This window comes from Erwinia pyri (assembly GCF_030758455.1).
GTDB lineage: Bacteria > Pseudomonadota > Gammaproteobacteria > Enterobacterales > Enterobacteriaceae > Erwinia > Erwinia pyri.
The window spans coordinates 3,877,164-3,893,482 of the sequence record NZ_CP132353.1 but is presented as its reverse complement, the minus strand read 5'-3'; the positions used below and the strand labels follow the sequence as shown (position 1 = coordinate 3,893,482).

Sequence of the window (16,319 nt, the reverse complement as noted above, 5' to 3'; positions counted from 1 at the left end):
GATTAACAACCGCTTCCACAAAATCTCATTTCCGCAACCGCTTCGCTTTAGTCAGTGACATCCCGATCATCATTGATAATATTTCGGGAAGGTAGCATCGTTACCTTAAACAAGAGATAAGGAATGCCTTCGCTTCTTCTTTCAGAGGTAAGGAGCTGCTTCACTTCTTACCTGGAAAAGGTGAGGGACAACAATATCACCTCCTCTTTTCTAATACTGCTCAGCCCTGACGATAGCGAGACGCAGACTGGCTTAACGACAGATCCGGCAGTAGCGCGGCGCGGGCTGTGTCATAAGTGTGCCAGTTCTCAATTTTCTCCAGTGAAGGAATGGTGACGCTTTCCCCCAGATCCAGACCCGCTAACGCAGCATCCACCATTGTGTCGACCTCCATCACCATATGTGGTGGGAGTTCATCAACAGAGCTGCCGGAGCGTTCAAAGATCTCAGTGCGGGTCAGTCCTGGCAAAACGGCTTGCACGCGGACGCCGTGCGGTTGCAGCGAGGCCTCCAGCGAACGGGTGAGGGTCAGAACAAAAGATTTAGTGCCGTTATAAGCGCCGTTAGCCATCTCATGCACCAGCGAAAGCACGGAAGCGACATTGATTAGGGTTCCCTGCCTGCGGATTTTGAAAGCGTTAGCTGCCGCATGTGCAAGGCGGGTAGGGGCCAGCACGTTCAGCATAATCATCTGTTGCACGCTCTCGATCTCATTATCCAGAAACTCGCCCGCTACGCTCATTCCCGCGTTATTCACCAGCATGGTGATGGCATTATCACCGGCAAGGCGCTGTTCGACCTGAAGCAGATCCTGTTGATTGATCAGATCAGCCGCGAGGACTTCACTGTGTACGCCATACTCAGACGAAAGACGCGCCGCCAAAACGTCGAGTTTGGCTTTATCCCGTGCTACCAGCAGCAGGTCATAACCGCGCTCTGCCAGTCGGTGGGCGTAAACGGCCCCAATGCCTGCGGATGCGCCAGTAACCATTGCCGTACCTTTTTTGCCTGATGAAATGGACATGCTGCACTCCTGAATATGATGGCCATCATTTGATGGTGAGGCTTAATATGATGGTCATCATATTATCTGTCAAGCTGCTCAATTCCCTCTGAAATGCAAAAATAAAGAAAGGGTGTTTCTTAAAAGTATTTTTATTTCAATGAGTTATTCGCCTGTAACGAACTGAAAAGTTGAATATGATGACAATCATAATTATTATCATCGTCATATTCTATCGACCTGATGCGTATACTCGCGCTGAAGAAGCTGAAGAAGCTGAAGAAGCTGAAGAAGCTGAAGAAGCTGAAGAAGCTGAAGAAGCAGGAGAGGCTGAAGAGGCTGAAGAGGCTGATAATTTTCTCCGGAATCCGCTTCGCAAATAAATGGCCGTCCGCTTTTCTCAGACGCCCGAAAGCCACATACTTATTTATCAGCCAGTTGCTATAAAAAACGTTCCTGAAGGAGGAGCCGTGTCCGAAGTTATCAGCCATAAAGAACGTACCCGCCAGCGTATTCTGGATGAAGCCGCCGCGATTATGCGGGTGGTAGGGACAGAAGGTATTGGCGTGGCGGCGCTGATGAAGCGGGTAGGGCTGACCCACGGCGGTTTTTATGCTCATTTCGCTTCCCGTGACGATCTGGTCTCCAATGTTATCGATCGTATGTTTATTGAAACCAGGCAGAGGCTTAATGGCTTATCCACTTTGCAGGAAGGTGCGGCTCAGCTCTCTTTCCTGATCGACAGGTATCTTGCAGCAGAAACCCGAAAAACGCCGGAGCACAATTGCCCCATGCCTTCGCTGGCGGGTGAAGCCAGGCGTTTGCCGCAGGAAGCCCGGGATCGCTTTACGCTGGGAATTGAAGAGATGCATGGGATGATTGCCCGTTCACTAAAGGCGATGGATCATGCCGAGCCAGATTCGCTGGCTTCCTCCGTGCAGGCAGAACTGATTGGGGCCATGGCGCTGGCCCGCGCCATTCAGGATGATGAGCTTGCTGAAAAAAAACTGGCAGACTCCCGCACTCAGCTAAAACAGCGGCTGGGCATTGAAGACGATCATCAAGGCTGAAGATCAGAATAAGCCGCAGGCAATAAGCTGACGCGCTTAACAACGCTGATACCAGCCCGGATGACTGACATGGCTGAAAAGCAGCACGGCTAAAGAAAGATTACGCGGCTGATCACCACGCTGAAACAGACCAGGGAAGCTCAACATGACAACCGATCAAAACGAAGAGCGCCGGATAAAGATGGCTGCGCTGATCACCGCGCTGGCGCCGACCAACGGTTATACGCAATCGGCGCTGGAGGATGTGCGCTTTCTGCGTTCAGACATGCCGCTCGACAGCACGCCGGTTTTGTATGAACCCTCCATCGTTATTGTCTGTCAGGGGCGCAAACGCGGTTTTCTGGGGGATGAGGCTTACGTTTATGATGCCCAGCACTGTCTGGTCGTCGCCGTGCCGCTGCCGTTTATCAGCCAGACCGAAGCCACCCTGGAAGAACCGATGCTGGCGGTCGCTTTCCGGCTCAATTTTCAGCTGCTGGCTGAACTGATGCTCACCTTATCGCTCTCTGCTCCGCGCAGCAGCGAACCGGTCAGTATGTTCTCTTCACCGCTGGATCCTGCGCTGGGGGAAAGCGTGGTGCGCTTGCTACAGGCACTTCAGTCAAGGCAGGAAACGCAGGTGCTGAGTGGCGGGCTGCTGCGGGAGATTTACTATCGGGTGCTGGTCGGCGAGCAGGGCGCAACGCTGCGTGCTGCGCTGGCGCAGAAGGGCTCTTTTGCGCAGATTGCCCGTGCAATGAATATCCAGCAAAACCGTTTTCAGGAGCATTTTGAGGTGGCCGATTTGGCCAGCGAAGTAGGGATGAGCGTCGCCACCTTCCATGCGCATTTCAAAAAGGTGACGCAGAGTTCGCCTATCCAGTATTTAAAATCGACCCGCCTGCATCATGCCAGATTATTAATGGTGCGCGGCGGCATCTCCGCCGCGACCGCTTCAGCGGAAGTGGGTTACGAAAGTCCTTCGCAGTTCAGCCGCGAATTTAAACGGTTTTTTGGCCGCAGCCCGGTGCAGGAGGCGATCTATATGCAGAATATTTTGCGGCTTGAACCCGCTGTCAGCACGGCAGGATAGTAAGTCTGCCCGCTCAGGTGGCGGGCAGAGGCAGGATTAATAGGGACTGGCCGTTGGACGCACAACGATTTCACTGACATCCACATCCGCCGGCTGTTCAATAGCGTAAGCAACGGCACGGGCGATAGCTTCCGGCTCAAGCGCAACGCGGCGGAACGCTTTCATCGCCTCACGTGCAGTATCATCACTGATGGTGTCGGCCAGTTCAGACGTCACCACCCCCGGCGAAATTACCGTTACGCGGAGCCTGTCAGTCTCCTGGCGCAGGCCGTCAGAGAGCGCCCGCACGGCAAATTTGGTGGCGCAATAGACCGCGGCGGTGGGCGAAACTGCCAGCCCGCCAATGGAAGAGATATTGATGATATGACCATGCTGCTGCTGTTCCATCAGTGGCTGTGCAGCAGCAATGCCGTACAGCACGCCACGGATGTTAACGTCAATCATGCGGTCCCACTCTTCAACCTTGCGGGAAGAGAGTGGAGAAAGCGGCATGATCCCGGCATTATTGATAAAGACATCCAGCCCACCAAAATGGCTTTTTGCTTTTTCAACAAAGGCTTCCATCTCCGTCAGGCTGGTGACGTCCAGCGACATAAAGTGGGCCTCTCCTCCCGCAGCACGGATCTCATCAACCACTTTCGCCAGACGCTCAGTACGCCGGGCGCCCAGCAGAACGCGCGCACCTTTGGCGGCCAGCAGGCGGGCAGTTGCTTCTCCAATGCCGCTGCTGGCCCCGGTAATAGCCACAACTTTTGTATTCAGTTCAGACACAGTACTCTCCTTCAGAGGACTTGCTGACGGCCTCTCCGGCAGCTGACACAAGCTTAAAATGTTCCCGTCCGTCTGCGAATATCCGGGACTCTGCGATGCTTGCCTGTTCCTCTGAAAATGAATCAGCAGTGAGTTAATCACTGTCTGTAGAGAAGGCTGTCCCCCGCTGTGCTTCCAGTTCTGCCAGGCGCGCCGTCAGGGCAGCGTGAACCAGCGTCCAGGCATCGCTGCCGAGCGTAAGCCTGCGTGGAGCAGGGGAGCGGTCGGCTGAGGCGATCATTTCACGCACCATTTTTTTCGCATCGCCCACGTTCGGCCAGCTTGCCAGCAGCTGACGGATGCCGCTGTGATCATAGGCCGCCAGCGGCTCGGCCATCTCCATGCCTCTGGTAAACGAGGTTTGCGCGGTGCCTGGCTCGACAAGCGTGAACTGAATATTGAATTCAGCCACTTCCTGCGCAACCGCCTCCACAAATCCCTCCATAGCGAATTTGCTGGTGTGGTAGAGGCTCAGCCCTGGAAAGGTTACCTGGCCGCCCATCGAAGAGAGCTGCAATATACGCCCGCCTCCCTGTTGGCGAAGATGCGGCAGCGCGGCACGAATAACCTGAATCGAGCCAAGAACATTGGTGTTTAACAGTCGGACGATCTGCGCATCGCTAAGCTCTTCCGCCGCTCCTGCAAGGCCATAGCCTGCATTGCTGACCACTACATCAATCTGCCCCAGCTCGGCAAACGCATCATCCATCACCTTCCGCACATTATCTGCGCTGGTGACATCCAGTTGCGCCAGCCAGAGCCGGGAAGGATAGCGCGCTTGCAGTGAGGTCAGCTGGGCGGGATTGCGCAGCGTGGCGGCAACGCGGTCGCCGCACTCCAGCAGGCGTTCGGTCATTTCCAGGCCGAAGCCCGATGAAGTGCCGGTAATAAACCATGTTTTAGACATAAAGCTTCTCCTCTCAGGTGAGCCTTAACCTTACGCCGTCACGATTAGTGCTACTATCCGTCCAGTCATGCATGCGTTGGTGAAAATTACCCATGAATCAGAAACCCGATCTGGCCGCCCTGAACGCTTTTGTGCTGGTAGCAACCCGGGGTAGTTTCCGGCAGGCTGCCGATGAGCTGGGGCTGTCGCCTTCAACCCTCAGCCATATGCTGCGGACGCTGGAGGAGAAAATGGCCGTGCGGCTTTTGCATCGCACCACTCGTAGCGTATCGCCAACCGAAGCGGGCGCGCAGTTGTTAGGCCAGCTACGGCCAGTGCTGCAGGGGCTGGATAACGCACTGAGTTCCGTCGAGCAGTACCGCCAGCAGCCAGCAGGCACTCTGCGCATTAATGCCAGCGAGAGCGCTGCGCGCCAGGTGTTGCAGCAGGTGGTGCCTGAGTTTTTGCGCCGGTATCCGGCTATCTCGCTTGATCTGGTTACGGAAGGAAGGCTGATTGATATCGTCAGCGAAAAGTTTGATGCCGGTGTACGCCTGCTGGACGATGTGCCTCAGGATATGGTGGCCGTGCCGTTTGGCGGGGAGTTGCGGTTTATCGCCGTGGCGTCGCCAGACTATCTTCAGCGCTGCGGTACGCCCGCCACGCCAGACGATCTGCTGCGCCATCAATGTATCCGTTTTCGGCTGCCCAGCGGTAAACGGTATCGCTGGGAGTTTTCCCGTCACGGCATCGAGCGCCATATTGACGTACCGGGCAGGCTGATGCTGGATCATCTCGAACTGATGGCGGAAACGGCGGCGGCTGGTCAGGCCATTGCCTGGTTACCCGATAGCGTGGCGAGGCCCTGGCTGGAAAATGGCAGGCTGCGGATGCTGCTTGAAGAGTGGAGCCCGCCTTCACCCGGGCTTGCCCTTTACTATCCCGGCCACCGGTATGTTCCGGCCGCCTTGCGGGCTTTTATTGATGTGCTGAAGTCATTTGCCGCTAATGCTGACCCGGCGGGATCACCGGGGGATGGTAAATAGCGGTGCTCCAGTGGCGGCTGCTGCCATGTTTCTCCGCCAGCCAGCCCGCTTTACGCAGATGACGGGCAATCATTTTATTCATGATGCCATGCCCCAGCAGCAGAACGTTGCCATGGCTGGAAAAGGCGATCAGCCTCTCTGCAGCCTGGCTGGCGCGCTGTTCAGCCTGCTGGAAGGACTCAACCGATCCGGCATATCCGCAAAACCACAGCAGGCGGAGCAGAGAAAGCCAGAGCGACGGCGGCAGATGAGGATAGGTCAGTGATACGGTTGGAAGAGAGACTTCGCTGAAGACGTCATCAACACAGGCGGGTTCCAGCCCCAGCTTTTTCAGCGACGAACGGGCGCGGGGCAGAGGGCTGGTCACGACATAATCTGCCATCGCCGCGACCCACTGACTCTTTTCGGGCGGAAAATCCTGGACCTCAGAGAGGTCATAGGCTTCGCACCATTGCGCCATAGCCAGCGCCGGTAAGCGCCCGCCGACCCGGTGATCGGGTTTCCCGTGACGCATCAGAATTATGCTCATGCCTTTCCCTCCGGTAACTTTTATCAAGAATATGTCGCCACGTTCACTAAGACAAATCGTCGCCCTCTTTTTAAGAGTGCTCTCCATTCCTTTTACGTCATGCTGCTGCAACATACTGCTGTTTACACTGGCCCGGACTGAGCCAGTCACTGCTGTATGGTTTTCGATCGTTAGTACAGTTTATTAGCTGTGTTACAGGTTTATGTATAAGTGATTCCCTTTCTGAATATTATTAACATTTTGAATTTATTGATTTTTTAATATGTACATCAGCTAGCAATGTGAAGTAATGCTAATTTATTTTCAGTAAACTATTGCTTTATCTACGCGCGTAGATACAATGAGGCCATACTAAAAATTCACGGTGCATGTTGCTCAACTGCTTAGTGAAGGTCACTTTGTTTCACGTTAATTATGCGATTGGTTACGAAAACCAACGAACGGGAAGCGAATAATACATCCCAACACCAGGGGACCTGTTACTGACCTTTGGCTCAGAAAAAGAGCGCTCTCGCTGGCGGATTTACCCGTTTATTCGGGCATGCCAGGGAGGGCAATTCAGACAGCAGCACATCAGGGAATTTTTATGTCTACTCCTCAAGGAATTCAACAAAAGGTTTCGCTCTCCGCCTCCTCGGCGGCAGATGAGTCTCTGACAACAGCAGAAGGGCGCAAGGATTTCTGGCGCGCAACCCTCTCATGCTGGCTTGGCACAGCGATGGAGTATGCGGATTTCGCACTCTATGGCCTGGCAGCCGGCATCATCTTCGGCGACGTTTTCTTTCCTGAAGCCACCCCCGCCATGGCGCTTCTCTCCAGCTTTGCTACCTGGTCCGTGGGCTTTATCGCCCGGCCTATTGGCGCACTCTTCTTTGGCTGGCTGGGCGATCGTAAAGGCCGCAAAGTGGTGATGGTTTCCACCATCATTCTGATGGGTGCCTCCACTACCTTAATTGGTCTTATTCCCAGCTACGCTTCCATTGGATTGTGGGCCCCGGCCTGCCTGGTGGTGCTGCGTTTCAGCCAGGGCTTTGGCGCAGGGGCGGAGCTGTCCGGGGGCACGGTGATGCTGGGTGAATACGCCCCGGCAAAAAAACGTGGCCTGGTCTCCTCAATTATCGCTCTGGGATCAAACAGCGGCACGCTGGTGGCATCGCTGGTCTGGCTGGCGGTGGTACAGATGGATCAACAGCAGCTGCAGGAGTGGGGCTGGCGTATTCCCTTCCTTTGCAGCTCGCTGATTGCGCTGGTGGCGCTCTGGATCCGCCGTCACCTGAAGGAAACGCCGGTATTCGAACGGAAAAAAGCGGAAGTACTGGCGCAGCGTGAAAGCACGCTTCCCGTACAGCCTGCCGATAACCGCAGCTTCTGGCAGCGCAGCCGTTCGTTCTTTGTGATGGTAGGCCTGCGTGTGGGTGAAAATGGCCCCTCTTATCTGGCGCAGGGCTTTATGATCGGTTATGTGGTTAAGGTTCTGGCGGTAGATAAGTCCGTCGCCACCACGGCCGTTTTTCTCGCCTCGCTGCTCGGCTTCCTGATCATCCCGTTTGCCGGCTGGCTTTCCGACCGCTTTGGCCGCCGCATCACCTACCGCTGCTTCTGTCTGCTACTGATCCTCTACGCTTTCCCGGCCTTTATGATGCTTGATTCCCGTGAGCCAGCCATTGTGATTGCTACAATTGTTACAGGCATGGGATTGGCCTCGCTCGGTATTTACGGCGTGCAGGCGGCCTGGGGGGTGGAGATGTTTGGCGTGAACCATCGCTATACTAAAATGGCGACGGCGAAAGAGCTGGGTTCCATTCTCTCTGGTGGAACGGCACCGCTGGTTGCCGCCGCGCTGTTGTCCTGGACCGGGCACTGGTGGCCGATTGCCACCTATTTTGCGGTGATGGCCGGGATCGGTTTCCTGACCACATTTGTTGCCCCGGAAACCCGTGGGCGCGATCTTAATGCCCCTGAAGATGCAATCTGACGGGAACAGGGCGGGCCGCACGGCTCGCCACGACACAAGGCGAAAAATTGGCAAAAACCACGCTTAATCGCGCGACCCGTAAAGATGTGGCCAGAGAGGCCGGCACCTCCGTAGCGGTTGTGAGTTACGTTATCAATAATGGACCGAGGCCGGTTGCGGAAGCAACGCGGCTTCGCGTTCTTGAGGCGGTCAAAAAAACGGGCTATCGCCCCAACAGCGTGGCCAGAGCGCTGGCTTCCGGAACCAGTAAAACCTACGGTCTGGTTGTGCCCAATATTTCCAATACCTTTATTGCCTCTTTTGCCCATGCTCTACAGCAGGAAGCGTTAAGCAACGGCATGGTTATGCTGCTGGGCGATGCAGGCGACTGCCGCAAGCGCGAGCTGGAGCTGATTAATACGCTTTTGAGCCAGCAGGTTGACGGGCTGTTTTATAACAGCGTCGACCGCCATCCCTATATCGATATTATTCAGGCCACCGGCACGCCGCTGGTGATGCTGGACCGTGTCGATCCGGCGCTGAAGGTCAATATTTTGCGCGTGGATGAGCGTGACGCGGCGTACCAGGTCACCTCGCATCTGCTGAGTCATGGCTACAAAGAGGTGGGAATTATTTGCGGCCCGCTTGAGCGGCTTAATACTCAGGATCGCCTGACCGGATGGCGTCAGGCGCTGGCAGATTTTGGCGTTACCGAACGCCCGGAATGGATCTTCCCTACCAGTTATTCGCGTGAGGGCGGCTATGAAGCGGCAAAACAGATGCTGAAAAATGGCTCTTTGCCCCGCGCCCTGTTTGCCACTAACGAAACGCAGGCGATCGGCTGCATTCGTGCGCTGGCAGAGCACAACATCTCCGTACCAGAGCAGGTTGCTCTGGTCTGTTTTAATGGAACGGAACAGTCAGCGTTTCATGTCCCTTCATTAACCACCGTGCGTCAGCCGGTAGAGGAAATGGCGAAAAGGGCCATTGCAATGCTGTCCGCCCCGGAAGGCGAGGCGCAGCTGAGTGAGTTTTCTCATCAGCTGGAAATTGGTGAATCCTGCGGCTGCGTTTTTAACAAGCGCGAGCAAAGCCGTAAAATATGATAATAAAAAATGAAACGACTGATTATTGATTGTGACCCAGGAAACGGCATTACCGGTGCCAATGTAGATGACGGTCTGGCTCTTGCGCTCGCGCTTGGGTCGGCCAATGTTTCACTTGAACTGATTACCACTGTGGCAGGCAATACGCCCTGCGAACAGGGCTTCAATGTGGCAAAGGATTTGGTGGAGCGACTGGGCCTTTCCGTGCCGGTGGTAAAAGGCGCCGATCGCGCGCTGGTGGAGCCGCCAGAGCCGTGGCGGGAAGCGCTGGATAACCGTGTTCACAACAGCAACCTCGCGCACCTCTGGCAAGGTGTCCGCCAGCCACGCCGGTTTTCGCCCCCGGAAGAGGAAGCGGCAGAGGCTATCGCAAAGTTGATTTGCGCAAATCCAGGGCAGATAACTCTGGTGGCGATCGGTCCTCTGACCAATGTGGCGCTGGCGATGGAGCGCTATCCCGAGATGATTGATGCGGTGCAGGAAATCGCCATCATGGGCGGAGTTTTTGCCCTGGATGACTACATTAAGGATACCAACTTTGGACTGGATCCGGAGGCGGCGCGGAAGGTGTTAACCAGCGGGGCCAGCATTACGCTGGTGCCGATGGATGTCACTACCCAGACGCTGATGACCCATAATGACCTCAACCGGATCGCTAAACTGAACACCACGCTGGCGCACTTTGTCACCGAAACGCTGCGACCCTGGATAGATTACTCCATTCAGACGCGCAAACTTCCCGGCTGCTGGATCCATGATGCGCTGGTTATCGCCTGGCTGTTGAATCAGCAGGTTGCCACGGCAGCCGATTACTATGTGGATGTTGAACTGCGCCCCGGTCAGACGCGTGGCAAGTCATGGCGTTATCGTCAACCACTATTGGTAAACGTCGGGATTGATGCGCCGGGCGGCGGGCTGGTACACGTGCTGCAAACGGTGGATAACCGGCTGCTGATAGCCATGCTTGAGAAAGCGCTGGCGTAATGATCCCAGCTCCAGGAGCTGAAGCTGGGAGAGAATTACTCCTGTTAATCTGCCTGACAATATTCTTCAGGCAGAGGCTGGCATCACAGCTTCTGTAAGTCAGGCTGCTATCTCCGCACAGGCAATGGCTCTCCGGGCAGACACCGCCGCCCGGGCAAAAGCCGCCTGGCAGTTCGCTAAGCCGCTAGCCTGTTTGCCCGCTGCCAGCGGAACAGATCGATCACCAGCATTATCAGTAGAGTAATCCCCATTAAGGGCAGGCTCAGAGCCAGTGCCGCTGCTGCCACCAGCAGAAGAAACCGGGCGCTGACGGAAAGCCTTCGCCAGTGATACATCAGCGTTTCTGCCGGATGGGCTCCCTGGCCTGCGGCCGGACGGCGCAGCCACCAGAGGCGATATCCCATCACGATCATCACACAAAGCCCCAGCGCAAATACCGCCAGAATCAGCTGATTCGGCAGGCCAAACAGGACGCCCATATGCGCATCCACTCCCCAGCGCGTGAGCTTAGCCAGCAGACCAAACTGCGCGAACTCCACTTTATCAAGCAAGGCATAATTGCGCGGATCGACCGCCACGCTGTCGACCTGCGTAGGCCAGCGACGATCGATTTCACTGACGGTCCAGGCTTTATCAGCGTGGGTTGAGGGGCGTACTTCAATTTTTCCTGCCGAGATGCCTGCCTCACGCGCAGTTTTCACCACCGCATCAAACTGCTCGGGCAAAATAGCGACTTTGGCAATGGAATCATCAGCCATCTTCATGCCCTGCATCTTGTGCTCTGCATGCTCATCCGCTGGCGCCCGGGGAGGGCTGTTCAGAGGTGCAGGATGATCATGGTTGCTGTGAGCGCTTCCGCTGCCCATCGGCTCAGGGTGCTCAGCCTGTTCCCTGACCTCATCGTGAGCTGAGATCGTCGACGTGCTTTCAGGAGAGGGAGCCAGCACTGTATTAACGGAAGGGGTCAGCCAGCCAAAATGGCTGCGCATTGAGGAGATGTTTTCGCCAGCCCAGCGTGACCAGGTGAGGCCGGTTGCCGAGAAAAACAGTAATCCCAGTAGCAGAGCTATCCCCAGGGTGCTGTGCCAGTAACGATGCCGCAGCACGCTTTGCCCGCGTGATCGGCTACCCTTTTTGATTTTTCCCGGTGCCCGGCTGGTGGCCCATAACAGCAAACCTCCCAGTGACGCTACCCATAACCAGCTGGCGGCGAGTTCGCTGTAGTTCCTGCCAAAATCGCCCAGCAACAGACTCTGGTGCAGGTAATCGAGCGTGGTACGTAACGGCAGCACGCCGCTGGTGCCGTAGACATCCAGCATCCCGCGAATTTCCAGCGTATGCGGATCGACAAATACCGCCGTGGTCACCGGGCCTTTGGTCGGCATGGTAAACATCACGCGCGTCGTTTCACCCGCCGTGGGCGCTGGGCGAAGGGCGGTGAGGGTCGCGCCCGGGCCGATATACTCCTCCGCCACGCGAACCTGTTCCGCCAGCGTTTTTTCCGGCCCCTGGCTGGTGGTAAAGAGCTGATGGGAATATAACGCCGCTTCAAGCTGCGGCGTCATAACGTACAGAGCGCCAGTCAGCGCAGCGACAAAGATGAACGGGCCGATAAACAGACCAATATAGAAGTGCAAACGGCGCAGCAACGGCAGAAGTGCGCTCCGGGATTGTTCGGCGCGTGCAGAGTGCGCCAGGATTTTATCTGACATAATTATTCCATCCGCCTGTGATCAGGCATGAGCAGGTGTCTGCCGTAATCACGGCAGCAGTGTAGTTAAAGCGACACGGGCTCAGTAAACGGGCGGGGCGCGAGGATGGAAAAAACGGGGTATAAACCGCGCCACCACGGGGCGGAACAGCGGCAGGTCGGGCAGTCTGGCGGCCTGAAGGGCCGACCAGAGAGCGGGTAAGTTGGTCAGATCGAGCGGTAGATGCGCCAGCAAAACACAGTAACCACAGGCGCTGTCGTCCATCATCGACATGGGGTGATGCTGCATCATTCGCGCATGCTCAAGCGGCGACATGGTGGTCATCATACCCGGGTCGATCCCATCAGGGTGGGAGAGGGAACGATCTGATGCCGTGCTTATCGCATGTTGGTGGGTCACAGCATGAGCGGGCGTCATGCTCTCATCGCCGGCGGGCATTGCTTCCCCCGCTGGCATGCTCATCCCATCGTCGTCGGCCATCACCATGCCGGGCATCATCATGGCGTGACGCCCAGCCTCAGAGACCAGCGATTTGGAAATCACCGGAGCAATAAATAACAGCAAAATGGCGCACACCGCGAGCCAGGCTGCGAAGCGGTTGGGTGAGCGGTGCATCTGAATCAGCGACAAACCATGAATATCCTGGAGGACTCAACGCCGGGGAGTGTAGCAAAAAATTATTTTTTTCCCGAGGGAATAAAGCCGCTGCTGGTTCGTTTTATCTGCTCATTGGCTAAATTTGTGAGCACTCAATATGACCCAACCCACGACAACACTTCCGCGTATCCTGCGCCTGGCGCTGGTAGGAGGGATCCCGCTGCTGCTGGTACTGCTGTTTTTATGGGCGGGCGGCTGGCTTGCGCCCCAGCGTCTCTCCGCCGATAAAATTGTGAACACGCTGCAACACGGCCCGGGAGAAAAACCAGGGTTCAGGCGCAATCATGCTAAAGGTCTGTGCGTGATTGGAGAATTCGAGGCTAACGGCAACGCCAGCTCGCTTTCCCGTGCCGCCCTGTTTGCAGCCTCCACCACCACGCCGGTAATCGGGCGCTTTGCCATTGCTGGCGGTAATGCCGGCGCGCCAGATTACGCTGTGCCGATTCGCAGTATGGCGCTGGCTTTCACTGCCGCCTCCGGCCAGCAGTGGCGCACCGGGATGAATGCGATGCCGTTTTTCCCGGTTGCCACGCCGCAGGGTTTTTACGATCAGCTTGTTGCCTCAAAGCCGGACCCCGCTACGGGCAAACCCGATCCGCAAAAGATGCAGGCATTTGCCGCCGCGCATCCTGAAGCGAAAGCATTTGGTACCTGGGTTAAACAGTATATTCCTTCCGGAAGCTGGGCGGTGGATCGCTACAACAGCCTCAACGCCTTCCGTCTGATCGACAAAAGCGGGCAAAGCCATCTGGTGCGCTGGAGCATGGTGCCGCAGCAGGCCTGGCAAGCTCTTTCCCCGCAGGACAAGCAGAGTAAAGATTTCCTTCAGCAGGATCTGGAAAAACGCCTGGCGCAGGGTCCCCTGAAGTGGGATCTGATCTTCACCGTGGCAGCACAGGGGGATGTGAGCAACGATGCCAGCCAGGTCTGGCCAGCCGACCGCCAGACGCTGAATGCCGGCACTCTGGTTCTGAACCGTACCGTGCCGCAGGAGGGCGGGCCCTGCAATAACATTAATTACGATCCGCTGATCCTGCCGGATGGTATTGCAGCCTCTGACGATCCTTTGCTGAACGCGCGTTCTGCCGCTTATGCCAAATCATATAATCGCCGCACGCAGGAAGAAGCCCACGGCGCATCGGGAGCACACTTATGAAACAGGTCACCTATTTTCATCCGGCACTCCGCGTGCTGCACTGGCTGATGGCGCTGGCTATTCTGGCCATGCTGTTTATTGGCGTGGGGATGGTCTCTACCGTCTCCTCTCTGCACGGCCTGCTGGTGGCTATCCATAAGCCGCTGGGGGTGGCGATCCTGCTGCTGGTAGTTGTGCGGCTGGTGATACGCTTCACTACGGCGAAACCGCCTTTGCCTGACAGCATCCCCGGGCTGCAAAAAGCGGCGGCGCATCTCTCTCACTGGGTACTCTATGCGCTGATCCTGGCGCAGCCGCTGATTGGCTGGGCAATGCTGTCGGCGGCAGGATATCCTGTTACTCTGGGGACGGGTTTTTTACTGCCGCCGATCGTACCGATCAGTAACGATCTTTACGCACTGCTGCGTCCGCTCCATACCTGGGTTGCACTGATCCTGTTTATCACGGTGATGATGCATCTGGCCGCTGCGCTGCTCCATGGGCTGATCCTGCGGGACGGCGTGTTCAGCAGTATGACGGGTTCGAAACGCCGGGGATAAGTCGCTATGCCGCCGCTTACAGACCAACAGATCCGGGACGTCCTGCCCCATCTGCAGCGTTTTGCGCTGTGGCTGACCCGCAATCCTCACAGCGCCGAAGATCTGGTTCAGGGCTGCCTGACCAAAGCGCTCAGCCGCTGGCCGGGCTACCGGGGAGAGGAGAGCCTGCGGGCCTGGCTGTTCGCCATTCTTTACCGGCAGTTTATTGACGGTGAGCGGCGGCGCAAACGCTATCAGCGGATCCTGGGCTTTTTCACCGGTGAGGAGCCCGCCGGCGACTCTGCGGAAACGCTGGCGATAGCCGATGAGACTCTGCAGCAGTTTGCACAACTTTCTGCGGATGCCAGGGCACTGCTGCTGCTGATAAGCGTGGAGGGGATGAGTTATCAGGAAGCGGCGACGGCCCTGGCTATTCCGCTGGGAACGGTGATGTCACGCCTGTCACGGGCGCGTAAACAACTGCATCAGCATCTTGACGGGCAAACGCCCGCTGTCGCATTCAGGAGGGTAAAATGAGGGGCCAGCAACCCGATGAAGAGCAACTGCACGCCTGGCTGGACGGCCAGCTCGATGCAGAAACCGCCCGGCGTGTGGAACGCTGGCTGGCGGAGAATCCTGTAGAGGCGGCGAAGGTGGAAGGGTGGCGGCAGGATGCCCGGCAGCTACGCCTTGCACTTCATCAGCAGCCAGTGCCGATGGAAACGCCGGAGCCTTCGCAGCTTCGTCAGCGGGTTCGTCAGCAGCGGCAATGGAAGGCTGCTGCAGCGTTTGCACTGGTGATGACGCTTGGCGTGGGCGGCTGGTCTGGCTGGCAGCTGAAGAATGTGCAGATGGCGCAGACCCGCCTGCCAATGGAGGATGCGATGCAGGCCTACAAGCTGTTCGGCAGCGCAACGGCGGCGAATCTGGATGTGGTGTCTGCGGGGAACGGTGAACTGGCCTCCTGGGTGCAGCGTTATTTTATCAACGGCACGCTGCCGCCCAATCTTGAACAGTTTGGCTACCGGTTACTGGGGGCAAGACTGATGGCGACCGATAACGGCCCGGCGGCGCTGGTGATGTATCAGAGCCCGGAAGGGAGCCGTGTCGCCTGGTATATTCGCCCGATCGAACCCGTTAAGCTGCCTCATGGCGAACGCCGGGCCAGCGACCTGATGGCGCAATACTGGAGTGACAACCACTACAACTATGCGCTGGTTACGCCGTCGGAAGGCACGCAGCTTGACGGAATGCGGGAGGCGATCCGACAGTCAACCAGCTAATGATGCAGCGGATATAAGAGGGCGCAACGGTGTACGCCCGGGGCTGCCAGTCAGGCAGGGATTTCGCAGACGTCAATCCAGGTGGCATCGGTCAGCTTAGCCAGCGTTTCCGGATCGATGCGAACCGCGCTGTTGATGGAGCCAGCTGCAGGCAGCACTTCGTTATAATGCCTTAACGACACATCGCAAAATACCTGCAACGGCGTTTCCAGGCCGAAAGGACAAACGCCGCCCACCGGATGGCCTGTCCAGTTCACCACTTCATCCGTGCTCAGCATGCGTGCTTTGGCACCCAGGGTCGCCTTCAGCTTGCGATTATCCAGTCGGGCATCGCCGCGAGTCACAATCAGGATCACCCGATCTTTCACCTTCAGCGACAGCGTTTTGGCAATCTGGCCCGGTTCCACATGGTGGGCGCGGGCCGCCAGCGCAACCGTAGCGGTGCTTTCGCTCAGTTCAATAATGCCAATATCGGGGGCGCGCTCGGCAAAGAACTGCCGTACAGACTCCAGGCTCATGCTTCTCTCCCACAT

18 protein-coding genes are annotated in these 16,319 nt (G+C 56.8%); 11 read left to right on the top strand and 7 right to left on the bottom strand.

What is annotated here, in order from left to right:
* Positions 1–220: 220 nt before the first annotated feature.
* Complete coding sequence (locus Q3V30_RS18420) at positions 221–1,024, bottom strand: SDR family NAD(P)-dependent oxidoreductase (RefSeq protein ID WP_306208251.1); 804 nt, start codon at positions 1,022–1,024, stop codon at positions 221–223.
* Between the two features lie 176 nt (positions 1,025–1,200).
* On the opposite strand from Q3V30_RS18420, the gene Q3V30_RS18415 reads away from it, so the two are divergent.
* The 3 genes from Q3V30_RS18415 to Q3V30_RS18405 all read left to right on the top strand — a co-directional run bounded on the left by Q3V30_RS18415 (position 1,201) and on the right by Q3V30_RS18405 (position 3,145).
* Positions 1,201–1,386, top strand: a complete 186-nt coding sequence (locus Q3V30_RS18415; protein WP_306208249.1) for a hypothetical protein — start codon at positions 1,201–1,203, stop codon at positions 1,384–1,386.
* 87 nt (positions 1,387–1,473) lie between these two features.
* Positions 1,474–2,073 (top strand): TetR/AcrR family transcriptional regulator, encoded by a 600-nt coding sequence (locus Q3V30_RS18410; RefSeq protein WP_306208247.1) that lies wholly within the window; start codon positions 1,474–1,476, stop codon positions 2,071–2,073.
* Between the two features lie 145 nt (positions 2,074–2,218).
* Positions 2,219–3,145 (top strand): AraC family transcriptional regulator, encoded by a 927-nt coding sequence (locus Q3V30_RS18405; protein WP_306208244.1) that lies wholly within the window; start codon positions 2,219–2,221, stop codon positions 3,143–3,145.
* A gap of 36 nt (positions 3,146–3,181) precedes the next feature.
* Here the strand turns inward: Q3V30_RS18405 and Q3V30_RS18400 are convergent, their stop codons facing one another.
* On the bottom strand, positions 3,182–3,916 hold the full coding sequence (locus tag Q3V30_RS18400; protein WP_306208241.1) for an SDR family oxidoreductase: 735 nt from the start codon (positions 3,914–3,916) through the stop codon (positions 3,182–3,184).
* 133 nt (positions 3,917–4,049) lie between these two features.
* Positions 4,050–4,862, bottom strand: a complete 813-nt coding sequence (locus tag Q3V30_RS18395; RefSeq protein ID WP_306208239.1) for an SDR family oxidoreductase — start codon at positions 4,860–4,862, stop codon at positions 4,050–4,052.
* A gap of 92 nt (positions 4,863–4,954) precedes the next feature.
* On the opposite strand from Q3V30_RS18395, the gene Q3V30_RS18390 reads away from it, so the two are divergent.
* The gene (locus Q3V30_RS18390) at positions 4,955–5,887 is read left to right on the top strand and encodes a LysR family transcriptional regulator (protein WP_306208237.1); all 933 of its coding nucleotides are present in this window, start codon (positions 4,955–4,957) and stop codon (positions 5,885–5,887) included.
* On the opposite strand, the gene Q3V30_RS18385 is transcribed toward Q3V30_RS18390, so the two are convergent.
* Positions 5,847–6,416, bottom strand: a complete 570-nt coding sequence (locus tag Q3V30_RS18385; protein ID WP_306208235.1) for a histidine phosphatase family protein — start codon at positions 6,414–6,416, stop codon at positions 5,847–5,849. The two genes, Q3V30_RS18390 and Q3V30_RS18385, sit on opposite strands and share 41 nt — an antisense overlap.
* A 586-nt stretch (positions 6,417–7,002) precedes the next feature.
* Here Q3V30_RS18385 and Q3V30_RS18380 point away from each other — a divergent pair.
* Genes Q3V30_RS18380 through Q3V30_RS18370 form a run of 3 tightly spaced genes read left to right on the top strand, consistent with a single transcriptional unit; the run spans position 7,003 to position 10,460 of the window.
* Complete coding sequence (locus Q3V30_RS18380; protein ID WP_306208233.1) at positions 7,003–8,391, top strand: MFS transporter; 1,389 nt, start codon at positions 7,003–7,005, stop codon at positions 8,389–8,391.
* Positions 8,392–8,438: 47 nt separating this feature from the next.
* A complete protein-coding gene (locus tag Q3V30_RS18375) occupies positions 8,439–9,476 on the top strand; it encodes a LacI family DNA-binding transcriptional regulator (RefSeq protein ID WP_306208231.1) in 1,038 nt (345 codons plus the stop codon).
* Between the two features lie 9 nt (positions 9,477–9,485).
* Complete coding sequence (locus Q3V30_RS18370) at positions 9,486–10,460, top strand: nucleoside hydrolase (RefSeq protein ID WP_306208229.1); 975 nt, start codon at positions 9,486–9,488, stop codon at positions 10,458–10,460.
* 176 nt (positions 10,461–10,636) lie between these two features.
* Here the strand turns inward: Q3V30_RS18370 and Q3V30_RS18365 are convergent, their stop codons facing one another.
* Positions 10,637–12,172 carry a PepSY-associated TM helix domain-containing protein gene (locus Q3V30_RS18365; RefSeq protein ID WP_306208226.1) on the bottom strand — a complete coding sequence of 512 codons (1,536 nt, stop codon included), beginning with the start codon at positions 12,170–12,172 and terminating at the stop codon, positions 10,637–10,639.
* A gap of 81 nt (positions 12,173–12,253) precedes the next feature.
* The gene (locus Q3V30_RS18360; RefSeq protein WP_306208224.1) at positions 12,254–12,787 is read right to left on the bottom strand and encodes a DUF2946 domain-containing protein; all 534 of its coding nucleotides are present in this window, start codon (positions 12,785–12,787) and stop codon (positions 12,254–12,256) included.
* A 139-nt stretch (positions 12,788–12,926) separates the two neighbouring features.
* Between Q3V30_RS18360 and Q3V30_RS18355 the strand changes: the two genes are divergently transcribed.
* From Q3V30_RS18355 to Q3V30_RS18340, 4 genes are read left to right on the top strand one after another with little or no spacing between them, the layout of a single operon-like run.
* Positions 12,927–13,985 carry a catalase family peroxidase gene (locus Q3V30_RS18355; protein WP_306208222.1) on the top strand — a complete coding sequence of 353 codons (1,059 nt, stop codon included), beginning with the start codon at positions 12,927–12,929 and terminating at the stop codon, positions 13,983–13,985.
* Complete coding sequence (locus Q3V30_RS18350) at positions 13,982–14,524, top strand: cytochrome b (protein ID WP_306208220.1); 543 nt, start codon at positions 13,982–13,984, stop codon at positions 14,522–14,524. The genes Q3V30_RS18355 and Q3V30_RS18350 overlap by 4 nt, the downstream gene beginning before the upstream one ends.
* A gap of 6 nt (positions 14,525–14,530) precedes the next feature.
* Positions 14,531–15,040, top strand: coding sequence for an RNA polymerase sigma factor (locus Q3V30_RS18345; RefSeq protein ID WP_306208219.1), 510 nt, complete (start codon positions 14,531–14,533; stop codon positions 15,038–15,040).
* The gene (locus Q3V30_RS18340; protein ID WP_306208217.1) at positions 15,037–15,786 is read left to right on the top strand and encodes an anti-sigma factor family protein; all 750 of its coding nucleotides are present in this window, start codon (positions 15,037–15,039) and stop codon (positions 15,784–15,786) included. Before Q3V30_RS18345 ends, Q3V30_RS18340 begins: the two co-directional genes overlap by 4 nt.
* 50 nt (positions 15,787–15,836) lie before the next feature.
* On the opposite strand, the gene Q3V30_RS18335 is transcribed toward Q3V30_RS18340, so the two are convergent.
* Complete coding sequence (locus tag Q3V30_RS18335) at positions 15,837–16,304, bottom strand: YbaK/EbsC family protein (protein ID WP_306208215.1); 468 nt, start codon at positions 16,302–16,304, stop codon at positions 15,837–15,839.
* Positions 16,305–16,319 lie beyond the last annotated feature (15 nt).